Annotated in this window: 1 protein-coding gene; it reads right to left on the bottom strand. The window is 34.7% G+C overall.

The genetic code is table 11. From position 1 onward, the window contains the following. Positions 1 to 180: 180 nt before the first annotated feature. The coding region (locus tag HMPREF3129_RS01640) for a DUF2528 family protein (RefSeq protein ID WP_254668230.1) at positions 181 to 562 on the bottom strand (382 nt) is incomplete at its 5' end.

Raw genomic sequence — 562 nt, forward strand, 5'->3', positions numbered from 1 at the left:
ATTCTCAATAATAATCGGCATTGCGTCAGTAGGGTTATTGCATGGGGCGAAAGTCCGATAGCCGCTATCCATATAAGCTAATACAGATTCTTCCGTTAATAAGCATTTCTTCTTTAACCTTGTAGCAACTAATTCATTAATTTGAAGGTCGGTGTACTTATTATAGCTATTCATTGATTATCATCCTGTAATTTCTATATCGTCAGAGTCAATAAACCAAGGTTCAATTTCATCAACCCGAATACCCATATCATCTAGAGAAGGATAGCCATCAATTCCTTTATCTTTAGACCAATCGAATTGCTCGGTAAGCCATTCTTCATCCTTGAAGTTATTGAATGCTATTTGCTGGAAGCACTCAGCACAGAACATTGCAAAACCTGCTTTCTCATGGCTACCGTGTATATCAGCTCTATATTCATCACCAGAATAGAATTTATTAATTTGTTCACATGATTTTTTAAATTTATCTTCATCGATAACAGTGACAACCATTTCTAAATCTTTTTGCCACGAACCAGAATTTATTTTAATTTGTCTCATCTGTATATTTCTCCACAAA

This window comes from Proteus sp. HMSC14B05 (assembly GCF_001808035.1).
GTDB classification, from domain to species: Bacteria; Pseudomonadota; Gammaproteobacteria; order Enterobacterales; family Enterobacteriaceae; genus Proteus; species Proteus mirabilis.